Genomic DNA, 18,770 nt, shown 5'->3' with positions numbered 1-18,770 from the left:
CAGAGGTAGCAACCGCACGCGACCGATCAAGGGCGTTGCCCCGCAGGTTGGGGAAAAGCCTTTCGGCTTGCGATTCCTCGCAAAAAAGGTTCCACTCGCCTCCCGGCTACCGAGGGGAGACTGGCCATGTCGGATAATCCGTTGAGTTCCGAGAATACCGCCTCGCTCATTGCACGCGCCAAGGCGATGATCCTGAAACCCAAAGAAGAATGGCCAAAGGTCGCGGCCGAACCTGGCGACGTCCAGGGCATCCTGATCAAATACGCCCTGCCACTGATCGCCATCGGTGCGGTGTGCAGCTTCATCGGCAGCCAGCTATTCGGCTACAACGCGGTGATCGTCACCTTTCGGCCAAGTCTCGGCTTCTCGCTGAGCATCGCGATTTCCGGCCTGGTGCAATCGGTGATCTCGCTGTTCGTGGTCAGCTTCGTCGCCAATTTCCTGAGCCCGAAATTCGGCGGCAAGGACGATTTCGGATCGGCCTTCAAGCTGGTCACCTATTCGCTGACCGCAGCATGGATTGCCGGCTTCCTCGGCATCGTGCCGATGCTCGCCACCATCGCCGCAATCGCGGGCGGCATCTACAGCATCTATGTGCTGTTCCTGGGCGCTACGCCGATGATGGACGTGCCGCAGGACAAGGCGGGCGGCTATATTGCGGTGACCGTTCTTGTCGCGATCGTCGTCTCGATCGTGCTCAACATGGTGGCGGCAGCGATCGTTTCGCCATCCATGATGCTGTAAGGCGAAATTCCGCAAGGGGGCCTCCTGCGGGAGGCTCCCTCTCAGGCCCTATTCCAGCACGCCGTCATGCAGGCGCACCACGCGGTCCATCGCCATGGCGAGCCGCTCATTATGCGTGGCGACCAGCGCCGCACTGCCTTCGCCGCGCACCAGCTTCACAAATTCGCCCAGCACCTTGTCGGCGGTAGTCTCGTCGAGATTGCCGGTCGGTTCGTCCGCCAGCACGACCCTGGGCCGATTGGCCAGCGCGCGGGCAACTGCCACGCGCTGCTGTTCGCCGCCCGAAAGCTGGCTCGGCCGGTGTTCCAGTCGCGCGCCCAGCCCTAAGGAGGTGAGCAATTCGCGCGCGCGCTGTTCTGCCTCCGCCCGGCCCTTGCCCGCCACCAATTGCGGCAGAGTGACGTTTTCCAGGGCGTTGAAATCGGGCAGCAGGTGGTGGAACTGATAGACAAAGCCGATATAGTCGCGGCGCAGGGCCGTGCGCTGATCGCCATGGAGCGCGCTGGCATTGGTGCCCGCGATCTCGATCCGCCCGCCAAAGCCGCCTTCCAGCAGGCCGACAGCCTGAAGCATGGTGGATTTGCCCGAGCCGGAGGGGCCCAGCAGTGCCACGATCTCGCCCGGCTGGATCGTCAGGTTCACACCGCGCAGAACGTCGATCTTCACGCCGCCCTGCTCGAAGCTGCGGGTGAGGTTGGTCAGCTGGACCACCGGCATGAGATGGGCATTATTCATAGCGCAGCACCTGCACCGGATCGGTATTGGCGGCGCGGAAGGCCGGATAGAGCGTAGCGACGAAGCTGAACACCAGCGCCATCACGCTGATGCCGATCACCTCGCCCGGATCGGTGCGGCTGGGCAGCTCGGTCAGGAAGCGGATCGACGGGTCCCACAGGTTCTGGCCGGTGATGAGCTCGATCCCGCGCACGATCGATTGGCGGAAGAACAGGAACACGAAGCCAAGCGCCAGGCCGGCCACCGTGCCCATCGCCCCGATCACGAAACCGGTGGTGACGAAGATCTTGAGCATGCTCGTCCGCGTGGCGCCCATGGTGCGCAGGATTGCGATGTCCCGCGTCTTGGCGCGCACCAGCATGATGAGCGAGGACAGGATGTTGAACACCGCCACCAGCACGATGATGGACAGGACGACGAACATCGCCACCCGCTCCACCGCCAAGGCCTCGAACAGGCTGGCGTTGATCGTCTTCCAGTCCGAAATCACGGCCACGCCAGCCAGCTGGCGCTGCACCGGGGCGAGGATTTCGGTCACCTTGTCGGCATTGACGGTCTTCACCTCGATCATGCCGACAGTGTCGCCGATCAGCAGCAAGGTCTGCGCATCCTGCATCGGCATGATGACGAATTTCTCGTCATAATCGTAGACGCCCACCTCGAAGATCGCGGCCACTTCATAGCCGATCTGGCGAGGCACGGTGCCGAAGGGCGTTGCCCGCCCGGCAGGATTGATGATGGTGATCGTATCGCCGATGCGGGCGCCGAGATTTTCCGCCAGCCGCGCGCCGATGGCCACCTTGCTGGCGCCGGGCCGCAGCTGGGCGAGGCTTCCGGAAACCTTCTGGGGTTCGAGCCGGTTGATATCCTGCTGAGTGTTGCCGCGCACCAGCACGCCTTCCACACGGCCGTTGAAAGTGACGAGCAGCGGCTGCTCGATCAGCGGCGAAGCGCGCACGACTCCGGGCGTCTTGCGCACTTCCTTCAGCACGTCCTGCCAGTTCTCCAGCCGTCCGCCATAGGCCTGGATGATCGCATGGCCGTTCAGCCCCACGATCTTGTCGAGCAGTTCGGCGCGGAAGCCGTTCATCACGCTCATCACGATGACGAGCGCGGCAACGCCCAGCATCACTGCCACAAGGCTGATGCCGGCCACGAGCGCGATGAATGCCTCACCCTTTCCGGGCAGCATATAGCGCTTGGCGATGGTCCATTCGAAAGGCGAGAGGATCAAGCGTGTAGCTTTGCGTTGTTTCCGTCCAAGTGGGCGGGGTTTAGAAGCGCGCCCCTGCCTAGGCAATGGAAAAGGCCCGGCGGGAAAACGCCCGGCCCGCCCGGTTGGCGGTTAGTCGAATTCCTGCCCGGAATGGAGCCATCGCGCGTTCCTGCAGGGAGTAGGCAATTCTCGCCGCTCGCTCTATCCTGCGCAAAAGGGCTTGGGAGAGGCCGATGATCGAAGGAAAGCGGGCGGGCATCGTACTGGCCATCGCGCTGGGTTTCGCAACCGAGGCGGCGGCGGAGAATGCGGACTATTATCGCGGCGGCTGGCGGACCGATGGCGGCGATCCGCATGTCTACCAGTTCGTGATCCGCGGCGAGACGGTCACCGGCGTCTATTGCACTCACTGCGCGGACGCGACCACCCTGGCCCCGCTTGAGGGAACATTCAGCGAAGATGGCGGCATCACCTTCACTATCCGCCACCTGAAGCTGGACGGAAAACCGGACTTCCAGACGAAAGCCACGGCGCGGCTTGAAGGCGGCAAGCTGGCCATCACCGGCGAGAGCGCAGGGCGCGCCTTCCGGCAGGAGACGATCAAGGACCCGCGCGGCCCCGATGCGGCGCCCTATCCGGTGGCGATACTGCCGCCCGATGCGCCGCCGGTTCCGCTGCTCCAACCGGCAGGCGCCGGCGCCCCTCCTCCTGCCCCTGCCCCCTATCGGCAACCGGCGCCATGGCGCTCGCTGTCCGCCAGCGATGTGGAGGGTGTATGGCTCGGCTTCGGCGTTGGAATGAACAAGCAATATTTCCTCATCCGCAGGGATGGCGAAGGTCTGTTCGGCCTCGCCTGCGGGCGCTGCGATAATCCCTACACGTTCGGCGCGTTGGAGAATTTCCGCATCGAGGGCGACAGGCTGGAATTCGACATCGTCCATCAGGACTGGGGCGAAGGCACCGTGCTGCCCTTCACGCGCCATGTCTCGGCACATATCGCCATGAACGAGATGCGGATGGACGCCCGGCGGGCGGATATTCCCGGTGGCGCGCCGATCGTCGCCTCTCTGGTGGGACCGATTGCGCTGGAGGCAACGAAGGGGAATGTGGTGGGGGAGTAATCCCCACACCCGCCCATCCTGAGCCTGTCGAAGGACGCGCGCCAGCTTAAGTCCTGCCAAAACACCAAGCGCGAAGCTGACCATCGCGCCTTGGCATCAACTGTCGTGTGCGTCCTTCGACAAGCTCAGGACGAGCGGATTTTGAGCAGGTGCGGGCGTCACCCGCCCCGCAGCAATTGCACGCCCCAATCCCGCTCGAACAGATAGAGCAACAGCCGCGCCGCTTCCCCGCGTGGGCTGGCAAGGCCGCCGTCGCGCTCGATCAGCAGGCGCGCATCGTCGTGGGCGAGCGGCAGCAGGCGCTGAATCTGGTCGAGCGAGGCAACGTTGAAGGCGCTCTCCCCCGATTGCCGCGTGCCGAGCAGTTCCCCGCCCCCCCGCAGCTCAAGGTCTTCCTCGGCAATGCGAAAACCGTCCTGCGTCTCGCGCATCAGGGCAAGGCGCTGCTTGGCGGTTTCGGACAGTTCGCCCCCCCGCAGCAGCAGGCAGACCGATTTCTCGGACCCGCGCCCCACGCGGCCGCGCAGCTGGTGTAGCTGGGCGAGGCCGAAACGCTCCGCCTGCTCGATCACCATCAGCGTGGCATTGGGCACGTCCACGCCCACTTCGATCACGGTGGTGGCGACCAGCACCTTGGCCTGGCCGCTGGCAAAGCGCTCCATCGCCGCGTCCTTCAGTTCCGGCTTGAGCTGGCCATGCACCAGCACGACCGCGTCGCCGAACCGTTCCTTGAGCGACGCGTAGCGCGCCTCCGCCGCAGCAAGGTCCTCGCCTTCATTCTCGCGCACCATCGGGCAGACCCAATAGGCCTGCTGCCCGCCCGCAATATGCCGTTCGATCCCCGAGACCACGTCCGCGATCCGATCGATGGACACGACCCGCGTGTCGATCGCCTGACGGCCCGGCGGCATCTCGTCGAGGCGGGAGACGTCCATCTCGCCATATTGCGCCAGGGTAAGCGTGCGCGGGATCGGAGTGGCCGTCATGGCAAGGCAATGCGGCGTCACCCGGCCCTTCTGCGTCAGCATCAGGCGCTGGCCGACGCCGAAGCGGTGCTGCTCGTCGATCACCACCAGCCCGAGATTGCGATAGGCGACTGCCTCCTGAAAGATCGCATGAGTGCCGATCACGATGTCGATACTGCCATCGACCAGCCCCATCAGGATGCTCTCGCGCGCCTTGCCCTTGTCGCGCCCGGTGAACAAAGCGACGTTCACTCCGGTGGGAGCGGCAAGGCGGCGGATCGTTTCGAAATGCTGGCGGGCGAGGATTTCGGTCGGCGCCAGCATGGCCGCCTGCGTTCCGGCTTCAACAGACACCAGCATGGATTCCAGCGCCACCACCGTCTTGCCCGCTCCGACATCGCCCTGCAGCAGGCGCAGCATCGGGTGACCCTGGGCCATGTCGCCCTCGATCTCGGCAATGGAGCGCTTCTGCGCGCCGGTCAGGCCAAAGGGCAATTGCAGCTTCGCGCGCAGCGAGCCGTCACCCTGCAGCGGCTGGCCGCGCCGGGTGCGATTGCTCTCCTTCACCAGCATCAGGGCAAGGCTGCTGGCGAGCAGTTCGTCATAGGCCAGCCGGTCCCGCGCGGCGGCATGCTCGTCCTTGTGGGCAAGCGTCAGCGCATCGCGCCAGGCGGGCCACTTCTGCCGGTCGAGCAGGCTCGGCTCGATCCATTCGGGCAGTTCCGGCGCACGCGCCAAAGCCTGCGCCACCAAGCCCGCCACGCGCGGCTGGGTCAGCCCTTCGGCCAGGCGATAGACCGGCTCCACCAGCTTGCCTGCCAGACGGCTGCTTTCTTCCTCGACATGGTCAGGATGAACGATCTGGAGCATCTGGCCATATTGATCGAGCCGCCCGGCGATCCAGCGCTTCTCCCCCAGCGGCAATTGCTTGCGCGCCGTATAGGAAGCGCGGCCGAAATAGGTCAGCGCGCAGATATTGCCGAGCGAATCCTGCGCCAGCACCCGATAGGGCCCACGCCCCGCAGAGGCGCGCTGCTCCACGGGAGTCAGCGCCACGACGATCTGTTCGCCCACACTTGCCTGATCGAGATTATCCACCGCATGGCGCAGCACGAAGCGCTCCGGCAGATGGTAGGCAAGGTCCTTCACTCGCGCCAGGCCGAGCTTCTCCAACGGCTTGAACAGCTTGAGTCCGACGCCCTCGAGAGCATCGGATTCGACGAAAAGCGGATTGAGCTGGTCGGGCCGCATCGGAACTCCTTGCCCCAATGGCGGAAAATTCGCCAGATTTGACACAGCGCATTAAAATGCCAGTCTCGTATCCCCATATGCCCCCAGACGGTGATCGTCCCCAAGAGAACACAGGTGAGGAGAAGCTGAATGTTGCTGCCCCATGGTGCTATTATCGCTCTGGCCGATGGCACGAAGTTCGAACTCTATCGCAACAGCGGCAATGAGGCCGAACCCGAACTCACCGCCCTGCCTTCCCCCAAGCTCGACGAGCACAATCACGGATCGGGCGGGCGCCATTATTCCAGCGCGGGCAATCCGCAGGCCAGCCTTCAGGATGAAGACGCGCATGCCGCCGGCGTGGCCGAATGGCTCAATGGCCAGGTGCTGGGCCACAAGATCGACAAGCTGGTAGTGATTGCCGCACCCCGCACACTGGGCGAACTGCGCAAGCACTATCACAAGCAGACCGAACACGCCCTGCTGGGCGAGTTCCACAAGGATCTGGTGGGCCACAAGCCCGAAGACATCCTCGAAGCTTTGAAGGCCAAGTAAGATGCCCGGTGCCCCGACCCTTGAGACTCGCCTCGCCCGCGCAAAGTTTCGTGCGTGGCATCGCGGCACGCGCGAGGCCGATTACATGATCGGCGGTTTCTTCGACCGCCATCATGGAGATTGGGACGAAGCGGCGCTTGGCTGGTTCGAGGCACTGCTTGACGAGGATGACGTGGAGATCATGGCCTGGGCCCTGGAAGCACAGCCCGTGCCGGAAAAATATGCCGGCCAGATGATGCGCCAGCTCCAGATGATCGATTACGTCCGCATCTGATAACCCGCCTGCCCCTCCTCTTCAGGGGAGGAGCAGCGAGACTTGGACTTGCGTAGCAAGGCCTAGTCGCAGCGGGGTGGTGCTTTGCCGCAAGCGCCGCTATTCCACCGCGACACCACCCCCAAACCCCCTCCTCTGAAGAGGAGGGGGCTTTCGTGTTTGCAGCGGTTCATTTCATGCCCGATTTCCAACGCATTCTCTCTGCCTCTTCCCCGCTGAAGCTCGCTTCCGTAGCTCGCGGGGCACAGCCATTGGTGCTGGCGGATCTGGCCCGCGCATCGAAAGGCCGGGCCGTGTTCGTCGCGCCTGACGATGCTGCCATGCGCGCAGTGGCCGATGCGGCGGCCTTCTTCGCGCCCGAACTGGAAGTGATCGAATTCCCGGCGTGGGACTGCCTGCCCTATGACCGGGCCAGCCCTGCCCTGTCGATCAGTTCCCAGCGCCTCTCCGCGCTCCACAAGCTGCAACGGGGCAAGAAGAACGGGCAATTGCTCGTCACCACCGTCAACGCCCTGCTCCAGCGAGTCCTGACCCCGTTCCGCATCCGCGAATCCGTGCGCGAGATCGTGCCCGGCATGCAGATCGGGCATGAAAGCCTGATCGCCCTCCTCCAGCGCCAGGGCTATTCGCGCACCGATACGGTGATCGACGCGGGCGAGTTCGCCGTGCGCGGCTCTGTGTTCGACATCTTCCCCTCCGGCTTCGAAGGCGGGCTGCGGCTCGATTTCTTCGGGGATGAGCTGGAAAGCCTGCGGCTGTTCGATCCCTCCACTCAGCGCAGCACCGGCATCGTGGAAGGGCACTTGCTGCTTCCCGCCAGCGAGGCCCTGCTGGACGAGGATACGGTCAAGCGCTTCCGGACCCGCTACCGCGAGATGTTCGGCGCCAATGCCACGGGCGATCCGCTCTATCAGGCGGTCAGCGACGGGCGGCGCCTCGCGGGGATGGAGCACTGGCTGCCCCTGTTCGAGGACAAGCTTGCCACCCTGTTCGATCACCTTTCCGCAGACGATGTGATGGTGATCGACACCGGCGCGATGGGTTCCGCCGATGAGCGGCTGGGCGACGTCGAGGATTATCATCAGGCCCGCGTCGAAGCCTCCGGGCAGGCCGCCGGTTCCTATCGCCCGCTCGCCACCGACGCGCTCTATCTTGCGCGCGACGAATTCGCCGAACGCCTCGCAGGCTGGCCGATCCACCGGACGGATATCTTCGCCCAGCCTGAAAGCGCGGGCGTGATCGACTTCGCCTTCTCCGGCGCCCGCGATTTCGCCCCCGAACGCGCCCGGGGCGACAATGTCTATGAGGCTGTCGCAAAACACCTCAACGCCATCGGCAAGGCCGGCAAGAAGCCGGTGATCGCCGCCTATTCGCAGGGTTCCCGGGCACGCATTTCCTCGATCCTCGCCGAACAGGGCGCCGAACCGCGCCTTGCCGACACCTGGCAGGAGGCCCTGGGTTTTGCGGCAAAGGGCAAGCCGGTCGCTGTCGTCCTCCCGCTCGAGACCGGCTTCGCCAATGCCGAAATGGAAGTGGTCACCGAGCAGGACATGCTGGGCGACCGCCTCGTGCGCCGCCGCAAGCGCCGCAAGGATGCCGACGCTTTTCTGGCCGAACTCTCCGCCCTCAATGCCGGGGACCTCGTCGTCCATATCGAGCACGGCATCGGCAAATATCTCGGGCTGGAAGCCATCGCGGTCGGCAAGAGCCAGCATGACTGCGTGATGCTGGAATATGCCGGCGGGGATAAGCTCTACATCCCGGTCGAGAATATCGACGTCCTCACCCGCTACGGTTCCTCCGACGAGGCCCTGCCGCTCGACCGGCTGGGCGGCGAAGCATGGCAGAAGCGCCGCGCCAAGCTGAAGGAACGCATTCAGGCCATTGCCGCCGAACTGCTGCGCACGGCCGCCCTGCGCGCCCTGCGCCAAGCCCCGGCGCTGGTGCCTGACGAAAGCGGCTATAACCAGTTCGTCGAGCGTTTCCCCTGGCAGGAGACCGAGGATCAGGAACGCGCCATCGAGGACGTGCTGAACGACCTCGCGGAAGGCAAGCCGATGGACCGCCTCGTCTGCGGCGATGTCGGCTTCGGCAAAACGGAAGTGGCCCTGCGCGCGGCCTTCGTCGCCGCGATGGAAGGCCAACAGGTGGCAGTGGTTGCCCCCACCACTCTGCTCGCCCGCCAGCATTTCGAAAACTTCTCCGCCCGCTTCAACGGCTTCCCGATCAAGATCGGCCGCCTCTCCCGCCTCGTCCCGCCCAAGGAAGCTTCCGAAACGCGCGACGGGCTGGAAGACGGCACGGTGGATATCGTGGTCGGCACCCATGCGATCATCGCCAAGCAGGTGGAGTTCAAGCGCCTTGGCCTCGTGATCGTGGACGAGGAGCAGCGCTTCGGCGTGAAGCACAAAGAACGGCTGAAGGAACTGAAGGCCGACGTCCACATGCTCACCCTCACCGCCACGCCGATCCCCCGCACCTTGCAGATGGCCATGAGCGGGCTGCGCGAACTCACCACCATGCAGACCCCGCCGGTAGATCGCCTCGCCGTGCGCACCTATGTGATGGAGTGGGACGAAGTGGTGATGCGCGAGGCCCTGCTGCGCGAACATCATCGCGGTGGGCAAAGCTTCATCGTGGTGCCGCGCATTGCGGACCTGCCAGATATCGAGGACTGGCTGCACAAGTCCGTGCCGGAAGTGAAATATATCTCCGCCCACGGCCAGATGGGCGCCCGCGAAGTGGAAGAGCGCATGGCCGCCTTTTACGAGCGCCGCTATGACGTGCTGCTTTCCACCACCATCGTGGAAAGCGGGCTGGATATTCCAAGCGCCAATACGATCATCATCCACCGCGCGGATCGCTTCGGCCTCGCCCAGCTTTACCAGCTGCGCGGCCGTGTTGGCCGGTCGAAACTGCGTGCCTATGCCTATCTCACCCATCCGCAGGACCAGCAGCTTTCCGAAGTGGCGGAAAAGCGCCTGAAGGTTCTGGGCGATCTCGATGGGCTAGGCGCGGGCTTCCAGCTTGCCAGCCACGATCTGGACATTCGCGGCGCGGGCAATTTGCTGGGCGACGAGCAATCGGGCCATATCCGCGAGGTCGGCTTCGAACTTTACCAGTCGATGCTGGAAGACGCGATCCTGGCGGCCAAGGCGGGCGATATGGGGCTGGAACGCGACAGCAGCGGCCTCTCGCCGCAGATCACAGTCGATGCCCCGATCATGATCCCGGACGATTACGTGCCCGATCTTGCCGTGCGCATGGCGCTCTATCGCCGCCTGAACGACGCCAAGGGCAAGGAAGAACTGGATTCGCTGGCGGCCGAAATGATCGACCGCTTCGGGCCGCTGCCCTCACCGACCGAGAACCTGGTCAAGCTCATCGAAATCAAGCAGCAGGCCATCGTCGCCAATATCTCCAAGGTGGATGTCGGCGCGCGCGGCACGCTGGTTACGTTCCACAAGGACAGCTTCCCCGATCCGGTGGGCCTGCTCGCTTATGTCGAGCGCCTGCAAGGCACGGCCCGCCTGCGGCCCGATATGAAGCTGGTGATTGAACGCGCCTGGGGCGATCCGAAGTCGCGCCTCAACGGGCTCTATCAGCTTACAAAGGGGCTTTCGGGCATCGTGAAACGGGCCAAGAAGGCCGGTTGATCCGGCCCCTCCCCGTCATAGAAGCGGTGAATGGCTGGCGGCGAATTGCCTGAAATCCGCCGCAGCCATCGGCTTGGCGCGCAGGAACCCCTGATAGGACGTGCACCCCTCGGCGGCGATCAGCCTGCGCTGCTCCTCGGTCTCGATACCCTCGGCAATCACGTCGAGCTCCAGCGCATGCGCCATGGCGAGAATGCCGCGGAACACTGCCAGGTCGCGCTGGTCGTCGGTGATGCCGTCCACCATCGTCCGGTCGAGCTTGAGGTAATGCAGCGGCAGGATCTTGAGATAACGGAAATTGCAGAAGCCCGCGCCGAAATCGTCCAGCGCAATGCGGATGCCCTGTTCGACCAACCGGCCGAGAGCCTGCGCCGAACGATCGAGATCGGTCAGCAGCGCCTGCTCGGTGATCTCCAGCGTCAAACGGTCAGGGCAAAGGCCCGCCCCGGTAACGACGGCGGCAATATCGTCGGCGAAATTGCCGACGGCGAGGTCCGCCGGGGTGACATTGAGCGAGAGCCGCAAAGGCTCCGGCCAATGCGCTGCTTCGGCCACGGCGCGGCCGGCGATATGACGGGAAAGCTGCGCCACGTGATCGGCCCGCTCGGCAATGGCGAACAGTGCCCCCGCTCCGATACGGCCGAGCAGAGGATGTTCCCAGCGCGCCAGCGCCTCGGCGCCGACCAGCTCGTCATCATCGGCGCGGAATTGCGGTTGATAGAGAATCTCGATCTCATCGCGGTCCAGCGCCGCGAGCAGGTCCGCCTCAAGCTGCGCACCGCTGCGCCCGGCAATGCTGATATCGCCATCGACCCATACGACCCGCCGCCCGGTTTCCTGCCGCGCCCGTTCGAGCGTTTCGGCAAGCCGCCCGAACATCGCGTCGGCGCTTTCCTGCTTGAGTGCCCGCATCAGGGCGACACGCGGCCATAGACGCAAGGTGCCCGCTCCGGCAGGATTGGCGATCGGGCGGGAAACGCTTTCGGCCAGCGTCTCCGCCAGCCAATGCCAACGCTCGCGACTGCAAGGCTCGTTCGCGGCGAGGAGGAAATTGCCGCCGCCCATCCGCGCGACCACCCATTCGCCCGCAAGCTCGTCGGCCGCGAAACGCAGGATGCGCGCTGCGACTGCTACCAGAGCAGAATCGCCCGCCGCCTCGCCATAGGCCAGATTCACAGTGTCGAACCGGCGCAGGCCCAGCATCAAGGCGTGGATCGGCGCTGTCTCGCCCTCCAGCACCGCTTTCTGCTGCCACGCCACGATCCGCATACGTGCGCCATCAGACCCAACGAGGCCCGTCAGCGTGTCGCGATCCTGGTCCAGCACTTCCGATAAATCGCTTGGCATCAGCTTTCCCCTAACGTCCCATGGTTAGGAATTCGTTTGCGCCCTTGCGATTGCAAATGTCTTTGCGGCTTCATAGGTTTGAGCCAATTGCACAGCCAAGAATATTGCGACAGCCGGAGGCATAATAAATCGTGAGCCAGGGACCTGCCTATGCGGCACTTGCCATGGTGGCGTCGGAGACACCGCAGGCACAGGATGCCGCTCGCGAACTGGCCGCCGCAGTCGACTGGGTGCCGCTGGAGCGCGCAGAAGCGGTGGTGGTGCTGGGGGGCGACGGTTTCATGCTGCAGACCCTTCACCAGATGATCGACGGCGGCCGGGTGCTGCCTGCCTATGGCCTCAACCTGGGCACGGTCGGCTTCCTGATGAACCGGTTCAAGAGCGGGAAGAAGCTGGTCGAACGCATCAACCGCTCCCGCGCCGTGGCCGTCGATCCGCTGCGCATGGAGGCCCTGACCCGCTCTGGCGAGGCGCAGGTCCACTACGCCATCAATGAAGTCTCCCTGCTGCGCGAAACGCGCCAGACGGCAAAGATCGAAGTGAGCGTGAACGAGAAGGTGCGGATCGAGGAACTGGTCTGCGACGGCGTGCTGGTGGCAACGCCCGCCGGATCGACGGCCTATAACCTTTCCGCCAGCGGGCCGATCCTGCCGCTCGATTCGCAGCTTCTCGCGCTGACCCCCATCAGTCCGTTCCGCCCCCGCCGCTGGCGCGGCGCCTTGCTGCCCGATCGCAGCCGGATCAGCCTGCGCGTGCTGGACCCGGACAAGCGCCCCGTAGCCGCCGTGGCCGATCAGAAGGAAGTGCGCGACATTGCCGAGGTCCATCTGGAAATCGCCCGCGACAAGGAATTGACCCTGCTGTTCGACCCCGGCCACAGCCTGGACGAACGCATTGTCGCCGAACAATTTATCGCCTGAGCGAGAACCTGCATAAAATTTGGTTTTGGCCGCTTGCCAAACCATGCAGGCCTGCATATAGGCCCACTCCTGCCCGTCAGGGCTGCTCCCCGATAGCTCAGCGGTAGAGTAGGTGACTGTTAATCACTTGGCCGTAGGTTCGAATCCTACTCGGGGAGCCACTACCCTTCAGGGTAACAAAAAAGGGGCCTTTCGGCCCCTTTTCCTTTGGTTGCTGCCAGGTGCGAAGGTCAGCCCGGCTTCTTGAAGCGCAGGGCGAACTTGGTCGATACGCCCGACTTCACGTCACGCGGGCTGATATCGCCGGGATCCGCCGGATTGACGAGCAGGTCCGATTCCGCCTCCAGCTTGAAGCCTGCAGCCGCAACCTGTTCCTTCACTGCAGCCGGATCGATCCGGTGAATCGTGGAGGTTGCCGACATGCCTGTGCCGGGCGCGGAATGATCTTCCACGAAATAGATGCCGCCCGGCTTCAGCGCCTTGAACACCGACGCATTGATCCCGGCGATATTGCCATTGGCCATGTCGTGGTAATTCTCGGTCGTCCAGACGAGGTCCACCGGCTTTTCGAGCGTAAAGTCCGCGAAATCGGCCACTACCACGGTGACGTTGCCATATTCCTCGGCCAGCTTGTTGATCGCATCGAGCCCACCGGGACGGCTGGCGAAGAAGCTCGGCATCATGGCGTAGACATGCCCCTTCGGGCCCACGGTCTTGGCCAGGATGCGGGTGTAATAGCCGCCGCCCGGCGCGATTTCCGCCACGATGTCACCCTGCTTGATGCCTGCGAAACTGACGATCTCGCCCGGCTTGCGATCGCCGTCGCGTGCGGTGTCCGTGGCCGGGCGGCCCGAATCCGCAACCGCGGAGGCCACCGCCGGGCTGGTTTCAGCCGATGCCGCGCCGGCACCCGACACGGCAAAGGCGATACCGGCGATGCCGGCAAGGATGGATGATTTCACTGCTCTCTCCCTGATAAGCACTATGGGGCCTAACGCGGGAGCCGAGCCAGCGGTTCCACGCCCTATGCCGTCTGCCTCTTCGTAAGCCCTGCCAGCTGAACCGCAAAGGGCACCGCGAACAGCACGATCATCGCTGCGCCGGCAAACCACGGCACATCGTGCCCGGCCTTTTCGTAGATCAGGCCAAAGGCAGGCGGCGCGACGATGCGGGAGAAGGCGTTGGAAGCCATGATCAGCCCCATCACGCTGCCCTGCCGCTCGACCGGTGCGGTACGCGACGTGAGCGCTCCGGCGGTCGGGAAGGCAAGACTGTGGCCCACCATCAGCATCCCCATCAGCGCCACCGCGATATAGGGATCGCGCAGGACCGGCTGCAGCAGCATGGAAACTGCAATCACCAACAACCCGGCCGTGATGACCCGCCCTTCCCCGAACCGAACCACCAGCGGATGCAGCAGGAAAAGCTGCACAACGAGGCCGCCCAGCCCGATGGCGATGAAGGCAAATCCTAGATCGCGTGCAGTCCACCCGAAATTGGCTTCGCTCCACAGGCCATAGACCGCCTCGCTGGAGGCAAAGGCGGCAATCCCGAAGAAGGAAATCACGAACAGGCGGAACAGCAACGGACTGGTCAGCACATAGGCAAAGCCCTCGCTATATTTCGGGAGCGGACGCGCCTTGCCGGCTGGCGGGTTCACGTCACGCAGCACCAGCAGAGACCAGATCGCCGCCAGCGCGGAAAGCCCCGCCGCGATGAGGATCGGGCTGCGAAAATCAGCCAGTTCGGTCCCCGCACCGGCAAAGACGCCGCCGATCACCGGTCCGAAGGCAAAGCCGAGACTGAAGGCCGAGCCGAACAGACCCATCGCCTTCGCCCGCTGCTCCGGCGGAGAGGCGTCGGCGAGGAAGCCCTGAGCAACGCTGAGCGTGCCGCCGAAGAAGCCGTTCACGATGCGGATGGCGATAGCGAGCCACAGCACCGGAGCGAAAGCGAAGGCAACATAGGTCAGCGCCGCGCCGGTCGTGGTGAAGACCAGGACCGCTCGCCTGCCCCAGCGGTCGGACTGGCGGCCCCAGTAGATTTCCCCGAACACATTGCCGAGGCTGTAGGCCGCGAAGAGCAGCGCCACTTCGAACGCGCCCGCACCGAAGAGCGGGCCGTAGAACGGCAACAGCGGAAGGATAAGGCTGAAGCCCGCAATGTTGATGAACACCGCGAACATCAGCGGGAACATGCGCCGATCGATCATGATAGTATGCTCCCGTCAGCCGCCGTAGCGCGGTTCGGCAATGCCGGTTACGCCAAGGCCGTCGATCAGGAAGTTCGCCCCGTCATCGGGTTCGGACGGCCTGCCCAGGAAACCCGGATCGATAGTGGGGACGAACAGCCGGTCAAGCTTCGGGCCCATGAACATGCAACTGGCCGGGATGTTGGTGGGAAATTTCACTTCCCGCAGCACTTGCCCATCGGGCGAGAGGCACAGCACCACCCCGCCTTCGCAGATCGCCACCCAGATATTGCCGTCCGTATCCACGGTGGCGCCATCGGGAATCGGCCCATAGGCGGAGGTTTCGAAGAACTCCCGGCGACCGCTCGCGGCGCCGGTCTCTATGTCATAGTCATAGGCGTAGATCATGTGGCGCAGGCTGTCGGCGTGGTAGAGCACCGTGTCGTCGGGCGACCAGCACGGGCCATTGCCGAGATGGATATCGTCGTCGAGCTGAGACAGCCGGCCGTCCGTGCCCAGCGACCACAACCCGCCCGCAGGCTCCTTCATCGCGCGATGGCTGGTACCGAATACGAAACGCCCGCGGCGGTCCACCTTGCCATCGGCCAGCTGCAATTCCGGCGTCGGCGGGTCCATCAGCGCGAAGGGCGAGACTTCGCCGGTTGCGAAATCGAGGTAATGAATGCCGGTGACGAGCGCGACAATCGCACCGTCAGGCGCCATCCCCTTGCCGCGCAACGCCATGGATCCGATCATGTCCGGCACGTCCCACGCGCGATGATCGCCGCTCGCCGGGTCCCACCGGAACACCTTCCGGTCCACGATATCGATGTAATAAAGCGCCTGCTCGGCCACGTCCCACACGGGGCCTTCGCCCACCTTGCAACGCGGCAGATCGATTTTCTGTATCTGCATGGTTCCTCCACTCCCGTGAAGGAACCATAACAGGTGTTACAATTGCAGCAAGCGCCTGCGGACGCCATCCACGCTTGAGATCAGGCGATCGCCCCATGGCAGTGCTTGTACTTGTTGCCCGAACCGCACGGACACGGTGCGTTGCGGCTGATGTTCAGATCGCGGTACGGATCCTCCCCCGCCACGACACCCGGTGCTGGAACAGCGTGAGGCGAGCCGGCGAGCGAACCGAACATCGCTTCCTGCCCGGCCGAACCGTCGCCGTCATTGCTGTCGTCCATGCCCGTGAAGGGATCGATATGGCCGGTCAGGAAGGACGGCAGCTCCGGCAGGTCCTCTGCCGCAGGCGGCGGGGCAATGCGCAACTCGCTAGTCATCAGGATGCGGGTCACGTCCTCGCGGATGGTTTCCAGCATGCGTTCGAACAGGCCGAAAGCTTCCTGCTTATATTCATTGATCGGCTGCTTCTGCGCATAGGCGCGCAGGAACACCACCTGACGCAGGGCGTCGAGCGTGGCGAGATGCTCCTTCCAGAAGTGATCGAGCCGGTCGAGCAGCACCTGCTTTTCCACCTGCCGCCAGATCGAGGCATCGGATGCGGCGACTTTCGCTTCCATCTGCGCATCGGCCATTTCGACCAGACGCTGTTCGATCAGTTCCGGCTCCAGCGCGTCTTCCTGCATCCAGTCGTCGAGCGGAGCCTCGAGCGCCAGCACATCGGCCACGCGTTCCTTCAGCCCGGCGATGTTCCACTGTTCCGGATAGGAGCCGGCGGGGCAGGCCTCCGCCACCAGCGCGTTCACGGTCTCGTGGCGCATATCTACCACGACATCGTCAACAGCCTCGCTGTCCATGATCTCGGCGCGCTGCTCGTAGATGACCTTGCGCTGGTCGTTCATCACGTTGTCGTATTCGACAACCTGCTTGCGCACGTCGTAGTTGCGGGCCTCGACCTTCTTCTGCGCCGTCTCGATGGCCTTGGAGAGCCACTTGGAACCGATTGCCTCGCCATCGGCAAGGTTGGAATTCATCATGCGGGCAAACAGCGTGTCCGGCCCGAAGATGCGCAGCAGATCGTCTTCCAGGCAGAGATAGAACTTCGACAGGCCCGGATCGCCCTGGCGACCGGAACGGCCGCGCAGCTGGTTGTCGATACGGCGGCTTTCATGGCGTTCCGTGCCGATCACGCACAAACCGCCCGCCTCGAGCACGCGCTGCTTTTCGGCCGCGATTTCCTGCTTGATACGCGCCATGGCCGCATCCCGCTCCGGCCCTTCCGGCACGTCCTGCAATTCGTCTTCCACGCGGAATTCGAGATTGCCGCCCAGCTGAATGTCCGTGCCGCGACCGGCCATGTTGGTGGCAATGGTCACCGCACCCAGACGGCCGGCCTGCGCCACGATATGGGCTTCGCTCTCATGGAAGCGGGCGTTCAGCACGTTGTGCTTGACCCCTTCCTTGTTGAGGAAGTCAGACAGCAGTTCCGATTTCTCGATGGAAACGGTGCCGACCAGCACGGGCTGGCCGGTCTCGTTCTTTTCGCGGATCAGCTTGGCAATCGCCTGGAACTTGTCCTGCGTGTTCTTGTAGAACTCGTCTTCCTCGTCGATGCGCTGCACCGGAACGTTGGTGGGGATTTCCACCACGTTGAGCTTGTAGATGTCGAAGAATTCCGAGGCTTCGGTAGCGGCCGTACCGGTCATGCCCGACAGCTTGGGATACATGCGGAAATAGTTCTGGAAGGTGATCGAGGCCATCGTCTGGTTCTCGGGCTCGATCTTGACGCCTTCCTTGGCTTCCACTGCCTGGTGAAGGCCGTTGGACCAGCGGCGGCCATCCATCATGCGGCCAGTGAACTCGTCAATGATGACGACCTTGTTGTCTTTCACGATGTAGTCGATGTCGCGCTTGAAGACGATATTGGCCTTCAGCGCCTGATCGAGGTGGTGGACCACCTGCGTATTCTCGACATCGTAGAGATTGTCGGTGGCCAGCAGGCCGCTGCTGAGGAGCAGATTCTCGACCGCTTCGGCACCCTCTTCCGTCAGCGAGACGTTGCGGGCCTTTTCGTCGAGGTCGTACCATTCGGCCGGGATCGTCTTCACCACCTTGTCGATGGAGACATACAGTTCGGACTTGTCCTCGGTCGGGCCGGAAATGATCAGCGGAGTGCGGGCTTCGTCGATCAGGATGGAGTCGACTTCGTCAACGATCGCAAAGTTGAAGGCGCGCTGCACCATCTGGCTGCGCTCATGCTTCATGTTGTCGCGCAGGTAATCGAAGCCGAATTCGTTATTCGTGCCATAGGTGATGTCGGATGCGTAAGCCTCACGACGCTGGAATTCGCCGATATTGGGCACGATCACGCCCACCGACAGGCCCAGCCAGCGATGGAGCTGGCCCATCCATTCCGCGTCGCGCTTGGCAAGGTAGTCGTTCACGGTGACGACGTGGACGCCCTTGCCCTCGATCGCGTTGAGATAGGTCGCGAGCGTGGCAACCAGCGTCTTGCCTTCACCCGTGCGCATTTCGGAAATTTCGCCGCGATGCAGGACGATGCCGCCGATCATCTGCACGTCGAAGTGACGCATGCCGAGCACGCGCTTCGAGGCTTCACGCACGGTGGCGAAGGCTTCGGGCAGGATGTCGTCCAGCGTCTGGCCGCCCGCCAGCATCTGGCGGAACTTCTCGGTCTGAGCCTGCAGTTCCTCGTCGCTGAAAGCCTCAAGCTGAGGTTCCAGAGCGTTGATTTGCCGGACGATCTTGTCGAGCGACTTTACGTAGCGGTCGTTGGACGAACCGAAAACGGCCTTGGCGATGGCGCCGATCATGGGAAATTCCTGTATGCTGTATCGGGAATCCGGGCATGCCGGATGGAAAACACCGCGCGCACCCAAGGCG

The 18,770-nt window shown here is 63.8% G+C and carries 14 protein-coding genes and 1 tRNA gene; 7 read left to right on the top strand and 8 right to left on the bottom strand.

The genetic code is table 11. From position 1 onward, the window contains the following. Positions 1-126 precede the first annotated feature (126 nt). Positions 127-744: a Yip1 family protein gene (locus WFP36_RS00595; protein WP_336976983.1), complete on the top strand. Its 618-nt coding sequence runs from the start codon at positions 127-129 to the stop codon at positions 742-744. 48 nt (positions 745-792) lie between these two features. On the opposite strand, the gene WFP36_RS00590 is transcribed toward WFP36_RS00595, so the two are convergent. Together WFP36_RS00590 and WFP36_RS00585 are read right to left on the bottom strand one after the other, a co-directional pair. Then, positions 793-1,479: an ABC transporter ATP-binding protein gene (locus WFP36_RS00590; protein WP_336976981.1), complete on the bottom strand. Its 687-nt coding sequence runs from the start codon at positions 1,477-1,479 to the stop codon at positions 793-795. Continuing rightward, entirely contained in the window at positions 1,472-2,713 is a 1,242-nt protein-coding gene (locus tag WFP36_RS00585) for a lipoprotein-releasing ABC transporter permease subunit (RefSeq protein ID WP_336976980.1), read from the bottom strand. The genes WFP36_RS00590 and WFP36_RS00585 overlap by 8 nt, the downstream gene beginning before the upstream one ends. Before the next feature lie 215 nt (positions 2,714-2,928). Here WFP36_RS00585 and WFP36_RS00580 point away from each other — a divergent pair, with 215 nt between their 5' ends. Then, positions 2,929-3,816 carry a hypothetical protein gene (locus tag WFP36_RS00580; RefSeq protein ID WP_336976979.1) on the top strand — a complete coding sequence of 296 codons (888 nt, stop codon included), beginning with the start codon at positions 2,929-2,931 and terminating at the stop codon, positions 3,814-3,816. Between the two features lie 158 nt (positions 3,817-3,974). On the opposite strand, the gene recG is transcribed toward WFP36_RS00580, so the two are convergent. Further along, a complete protein-coding gene (gene recG, locus WFP36_RS00575; RefSeq protein WP_336976977.1) occupies positions 3,975-6,032 on the bottom strand; it encodes an ATP-dependent DNA helicase RecG in 2,058 nt (685 codons plus the stop codon). 129 nt (positions 6,033-6,161) lie between these two features. Between recG and WFP36_RS00570 the strand changes: the two genes are divergently transcribed. The 3 genes from WFP36_RS00570 (at position 6,162) to mfd (ending at position 10,496) form a co-directional block, all read left to right on the top strand. Further along, complete coding sequence (locus WFP36_RS00570) at positions 6,162-6,566, top strand: host attachment family protein (RefSeq protein WP_336976975.1); 405 nt, start codon at positions 6,162-6,164, stop codon at positions 6,564-6,566. A gap of 1 nt (position 6,567) precedes the next feature. Then, positions 6,568-6,840: an FAD assembly factor SdhE gene (locus WFP36_RS00565; protein WP_336976973.1), complete on the top strand. Its 273-nt coding sequence runs from the start codon at positions 6,568-6,570 to the stop codon at positions 6,838-6,840. Positions 6,841-7,016: 176 nt separating this feature from the next. Then, a complete protein-coding gene (gene mfd / locus WFP36_RS00560) occupies positions 7,017-10,496 on the top strand; it encodes a transcription-repair coupling factor (RefSeq protein ID WP_336976972.1) in 3,480 nt (1,159 codons plus the stop codon). Between the two features lie 15 nt (positions 10,497-10,511). Here mfd and WFP36_RS00555 read toward each other — a convergent pair whose 3' ends face one another. After that, positions 10,512-11,843, bottom strand: coding sequence for a GGDEF domain-containing phosphodiesterase (locus WFP36_RS00555; RefSeq protein WP_336976971.1), 1,332 nt, complete (start codon positions 11,841-11,843; stop codon positions 10,512-10,514). 131 nt (positions 11,844-11,974) lie between these two features. Between WFP36_RS00555 and WFP36_RS00550 the strand changes: the two genes are divergently transcribed. Both WFP36_RS00550 and WFP36_RS00545 read left to right on the top strand, forming a co-directional pair. Further along, positions 11,975-12,763, top strand: a complete 789-nt coding sequence (locus WFP36_RS00550) for an NAD kinase (protein ID WP_336976969.1) — start codon at positions 11,975-11,977, stop codon at positions 12,761-12,763. A gap of 86 nt (positions 12,764-12,849) precedes the next feature. Then, positions 12,850-12,924, top strand: a tRNA-Asn gene (locus WFP36_RS00545). A 69-nt stretch (positions 12,925-12,993) separates the two neighbouring features. Here the strand turns inward: WFP36_RS00545 and WFP36_RS00540 are convergent. From WFP36_RS00540 to secA, 4 genes are all read right to left on the bottom strand, one after another. Next, on the bottom strand, positions 12,994-13,725 hold the full coding sequence (locus WFP36_RS00540; RefSeq protein ID WP_336976967.1) for a class I SAM-dependent methyltransferase: 732 nt from the start codon (positions 13,723-13,725) through the stop codon (positions 12,994-12,996). Positions 13,726-13,787: 62 nt separating this feature from the next. Beyond that, positions 13,788-14,975, bottom strand: coding sequence for an MFS transporter (locus tag WFP36_RS00535; protein ID WP_336976965.1), 1,188 nt, complete (start codon positions 14,973-14,975; stop codon positions 13,788-13,790). Between the two features lie 15 nt (positions 14,976-14,990). Further along, the gene (locus tag WFP36_RS00530; protein WP_336976964.1) at positions 14,991-15,869 is read right to left on the bottom strand and encodes an SMP-30/gluconolactonase/LRE family protein; all 879 of its coding nucleotides are present in this window, start codon (positions 15,867-15,869) and stop codon (positions 14,991-14,993) included. Positions 15,870-15,949: 80 nt separating this feature from the next. Continuing rightward, the gene (gene secA, locus WFP36_RS00525; RefSeq protein ID WP_336976963.1) at positions 15,950-18,700 is read right to left on the bottom strand and encodes a preprotein translocase subunit SecA; all 2,751 of its coding nucleotides are present in this window, start codon (positions 18,698-18,700) and stop codon (positions 15,950-15,952) included. Positions 18,701-18,770: the final 70 nt, after the last annotated feature.

Source organism: Fulverythrobacter fulvus, assembly GCF_037154085.1.
In the GTDB taxonomy this organism is placed as follows: Bacteria; Pseudomonadota; Alphaproteobacteria; order Sphingomonadales; family Sphingomonadaceae; genus Andeanibacterium; species Andeanibacterium fulvum.
This window is presented reverse-complemented; position numbering and strand designations above follow the sequence as displayed.

Bases quoted from the DNA above. Each gene is read 5' to 3' on its own strand.
- recG (WP_336976977.1), bottom strand. From the start codon at position 6,032: ATGCGGCCCGACCAGCTCAATCCGCTTTTCGTCGAATCCGATGCTCTC.
- WFP36_RS00590 (WP_336976981.1), bottom strand. From the start codon at position 1,479: ATGAATAATGCCCATCTCATGCCGGTGGTCCAGCTGACCAACCTCACC.
- mfd (WP_336976972.1), top strand. From the start codon at position 7,017: ATGCCCGATTTCCAACGCATTCTCTCTGCCTCTTCCCCGCTGAAGCTC.
- WFP36_RS00530 (WP_336976964.1), bottom strand. From the start codon at position 15,869: ATGCAGATACAGAAAATCGATCTGCCGCGTTGCAAGGTGGGCGAAGGC.
- WFP36_RS00555 (WP_336976971.1), bottom strand. From the start codon at position 11,843: ATGCCAAGCGATTTATCGGAAGTGCTGGACCAGGATCGCGACACGCTG.
- WFP36_RS00580 (WP_336976979.1), top strand. From the start codon at position 2,929: ATGATCGAAGGAAAGCGGGCGGGCATCGTACTGGCCATCGCGCTGGGT.
- WFP36_RS00570 (WP_336976975.1), top strand. From the start codon at position 6,162: ATGTTGCTGCCCCATGGTGCTATTATCGCTCTGGCCGATGGCACGAAG.
- WFP36_RS00565 (WP_336976973.1), top strand. From the start codon at position 6,568: ATGCCCGGTGCCCCGACCCTTGAGACTCGCCTCGCCCGCGCAAAGTTT.
- WFP36_RS00595 (WP_336976983.1), top strand. From the start codon at position 127: ATGTCGGATAATCCGTTGAGTTCCGAGAATACCGCCTCGCTCATTGCA.
- secA (WP_336976963.1), bottom strand. From the start codon at position 18,700: ATGATCGGCGCCATCGCCAAGGCCGTTTTCGGTTCGTCCAACGACCGC.
- WFP36_RS00535 (WP_336976965.1), bottom strand. From the start codon at position 14,975: ATGATCGATCGGCGCATGTTCCCGCTGATGTTCGCGGTGTTCATCAAC.